The sequence below is a fragment of the Frateuria sp. genome (assembly GCF_013362045.1).
Lineage (GTDB): Bacteria > Pseudomonadota > Gammaproteobacteria > Xanthomonadales > Rhodanobacteraceae > Frateuria_A.
Window position 1 is genome coordinate 1 of sequence record NZ_JABFWW010000274.1, and the last position, 3,532, is coordinate 3,532.

The window sequence follows — 3,532 nt, forward strand, 5'->3', positions numbered from 1 at the left end:
GCGCCGCTATGCGCGCCGCCGCCGCAGCGCCGACACGCTGGACGCCTGGACCTTCGACGCGCTGGCGCGCATCTACGCCTGGCAGACCCCGCCCCTGGTGGCCGCGCGTGCGCTTGGCGTGCGCCTGGCCGACCGGCTGGCGCCGCTGAAGCGCCGGCTGGCCGCGCACGCCGCAGGCCGCTGACCATCGGGAGCTTCCACAACCGCTGGCCGGACGCCACGGCACACGGCGCGGAGCGCCCCTACAGCACTGGAGCCACCGCCATGCGCCGCATCCTCATCGCACTGCCTTTGCTCTCCCTGGCCTTCGCCGCGTCGGCGAAGATGGTGCATCGCCCCGTGGCATGGACCGACGGCGGCACCCGCTTCGAAAGCGTGCTGGTCTACGACGATGCCGTTTCCAGCCAGCGTCCCGGCTTGGTGATGGTGCCCAACTGGTACGGCGTCAACGATATGGCCGTAAGGAAGGCCGAGACGATCGCCGGCAAGCAGTACGTGATCCTGCTGACGGACATGTACGGGCAGAACCTGCGCCCGAAGAACGACGACCAGGCCAAGGCCGCCGTGCAACCGCTCTACGGCGACCGCGCCCTGATGCGCCGCCGCGTGAACCTGGCGCTCGCGCAGCTGAAGGCGCAGGCCGGCAAGGCGCCGCTGGACCCCGGCAAGCTCGCCGCGATCGGCTTCTGCTTCGGCGGCTCGGCGGTGCTCGACCTGGCGCGCAGCGGCGCCGACGTGGCGGCGGTGGTGTCCTTCCATGGCGCATTGGCGGCGGGCAAGTCGGCCGCGCCCGACCGTGTCAAGGCGCGTGTGCTGGCGATGAACGGCGCCGACGACAAGGGCACGATGCCCGACGCGGGCGCCTTCATGGACGAGATGCGCGCAAGCAACGCCGACTGGCAGTTCGCGGTGCTGGGCAACGCCGTGCATTGCTTTACCGAGACGGACCAGAACTCCCCCGGCTGCAAGTACGACGCCCGCGCTGCCGCGCGCAGCTATCGCATGATGCATGACTGGCTGGATGCGGCCTTCGCCGGCCGGCCCTAGCCGCTTGGGCCGCCCGATTCGGGTGGCGGCAAAGCGCGCCGCGTGCGGGACGGCCGTCAGAAGCTGCGCTGCACCGAATAGTCCGCCAGCGCGGCTAGCGCGTCGCGATGGGGCGAGGAGGGCAGCGCCGCCAGCGCGTCGCGCGCGGCGTCGGCGTGCCGCACGGCGCACGCATGGGTGCGTTCCAGCGCTCCGCTGCCGCGGATGGCGGCGACGATGTCGTCCAGCGCATCCAGCCCGCCATGCACGATGGCCTGGCGCATCGACTCGGCCTGCGCGGGCGTGGCGCGCTCCAGCGCATAGATCAGCGGCAGGGTGGGCTTGCCCTCGGCCAGGTCGTCGCCGATGTTCTTGCCCAGCGTGCCGGCGTCGCTGACGTAGTCGAGCAGGTCGTCGGCGATCTGGAAGGCGTAGCCCAGCTCCATGCCGAAGCGGCGCAGCGCGACGACCTTCTCCGCAGGCAGTCCGCCAAGCAGTCCGCCCAGTTCGGTGGCGGCGGCGAACAGCACCGCGGTCTTGCGCTCGATCACGGCGAGGTAGGCCGCCTCGTCCACGTCGGCATTGCCGATGTTGAGCAGCTGCAGCACCTCGCCCTCGGCGATGGTGTTGGTGGTGTCGGCCAGGATGCGCATCACCCGCATGTCGTCCAGCTCCACCATCAGCTGGAACGAGCGGGAGTAGAGGAAGTCGCCGACCAGCACGCTGGCGGCATTGCCCCACAGCGCGTTGGCGGTCTTGCGGCCGCGGCGCAGGTCCGATTCGTCCACCACGTCGTCGTGCAGCAGGGTGGAGGTATGGATGAACTCGATCACCGCGGCCAGCTTGATGTGCTGCGCGCCTGCGTAGCCTGCGGCGCCGGCGGCCAGCACGTGCAGCATCGGGCGCAGGCGCTTGCCGCCGCCGGCGATGATGTGGTCGGCGATCTGGTTGATCAGCACCACGTCGGAGGCCAGCCGCGTGCGGATCAGCGCATCGACGCGCAGCATGTCGGCGGCGGCCAGTTCGCGCACGGCGGCAAAGTCGGCGGTTCGGCTGGCGTCGGCAGGCATCGGGCGCAGGGGGTCGGGTGGCGGGACGGGCGATTATAGGGCCACGCCCGGCGCGCGCGACGGCGCGACATGGCGCCGCAACTGGGGCCGGGACCGGCTCCGTATAATTGCCCGATGCCTACCCGTAACCTGCCGTCCCGGTGAGCAAGCTCTCCCCTCTCGAGCGCCGCAGCGCGCTGACCCTGGCCTGTGTGATCAGCCTGCGCCTGTTCGGTTTGTTCCTGATCATGCCGGTGTTCTCGCTCTACGCCCGCCAGATGGCCGACGCCAGCGATCTCATGATCGGCCTGGCGCTGGGCGTGTACGGGCTGGGCCAGGTGCTGCTGCAGATCCCGCTGGGGCTGCTCTCCGACCGCGTGGGGCGCAAGAGCGCGATCACCCTGGGCCTGCTGATCTTTGCCGCCGGCGGCTTGGTGGCGGCGCTTTCGCACACGCTGGAGGGCATCGTCGCCGGCCGCGCGCTGCAGGGCATGGGCGCGGTGGCCGGGGCCGGCACCGCGCTGGCGGCCGACCTCACGCGCGAGGAGCAGCGCGGCAAGGTGATGGGCATCATCGGCGTGTCGATCGGCGTGTCGTTCCTGCTGGCGCTGATCCTGGGGCCGCCGCTGGAGGCCGTGGGCGGGCTGCCGGGGCTGTTCGGCGCCACTTCGGTGCTGGCGCTGCTCTCGCTGGGGCTGCTGTGGCTGATCGTGCCCACGCCCGAGCGCGCGAAGGGGCCGGCTGCGGCGAGCCTGGGCGGCGTCCTGGCGATGCTGCGCGACGGCCGCCTGCTGGTGCTCAACGGCTCGGTGTTCTTCCTGCACCTGCTGCTGACGGCGAGCTTCGTCGGCCTGCCGCTGCTGCTGGCCGAGCGGCTGCACCTGCCGGCGCGGCGGCACTGGGAGCTGTACCTGCCGGTGATGACGATCGCCGCTTTCGTGATGGGCGCGACGCTGCACCGCATGAAGGAGATCGGCCAGAGCCTGCGCATCGTGCTGGCCTGCGTGGCGGTGATCGGACTGTCGCTGCTGGGCTTTGCGCAATCCGGCGCGCACGTGGCCTGGCTCGGGGTTTCGGCGGCGGCGTTCTTCTCGGCCTTCAACCTGCTGGAAGCCGCGCTGCCCAGCCTGGTCTCGCGGCTGGCGCCGGCGCACCTGCGCGGCGCGGCGATGGGGGCGTATTCGACCAGCCAGTTCATCGGCGCCTTCGTCGGCGGCGCCATCGGCGGCATCGCCCTGGGCCGGCTGGGGGTGGGCGGCGTATTCCTGTGCGCGGCGGCGACCACGCTCGTGTGGCTGCCGCTGGTGGCGGTCGGCGCGCGCCGCATCGCCGCCCGCACCGCTGCCGCGCAGGCGGCCGGAACGGAGCGTAGCGGCGCGCGGCCGCCGCCCTCATATTGCGGCGGCATCCACCCATGCGAGGCCGCCCGTGGCCCACCAGATCGTCGCGCTGATCGC

The 3,532-nt window shown here is 71.9% G+C and carries 3 protein-coding genes and 1 pseudogene; 3 read left to right on the top strand and 1 reads right to left on the bottom strand.

What is annotated here, in order from left to right:
* A pseudogene (locus tag HOQ08_RS13325) lies at positions 1–184 on the top strand (UbiH/UbiF family hydroxylase); the annotation flags it as partial.
* A gap of 80 nt (positions 185–264) precedes the next feature.
* A complete protein-coding gene (locus HOQ08_RS13330; RefSeq protein WP_291195762.1) occupies positions 265–1,047 on the top strand; it encodes a dienelactone hydrolase family protein in 783 nt (260 codons plus the stop codon).
* Positions 1,048–1,103: 56 nt separating this feature from the next.
* Here the strand turns inward: HOQ08_RS13330 and HOQ08_RS13335 are convergent, their stop codons facing one another.
* The gene (locus tag HOQ08_RS13335) at positions 1,104–2,105 is read right to left on the bottom strand and encodes a polyprenyl synthetase family protein (protein ID WP_291195766.1); all 1,002 of its coding nucleotides are present in this window, start codon (positions 2,103–2,105) and stop codon (positions 1,104–1,106) included.
* A 131-nt stretch (positions 2,106–2,236) separates the two neighbouring features.
* On the opposite strand from HOQ08_RS13335, the gene HOQ08_RS13340 reads away from it, so the two are divergent.
* The coding region (locus HOQ08_RS13340; protein WP_291195764.1) for an MFS transporter at positions 2,237–3,532 on the top strand (1,296 nt) is incomplete at its 3' end.

What these genes read in the sequence shown, in the direction of transcription:
- HOQ08_RS13330 (WP_291195762.1), top strand. Translation starts at nt 265, where the DNA reads ATGCGCCGCATCCTCATCGCACTGCCTTTGCTCTCCCTGGCCTTCGCC.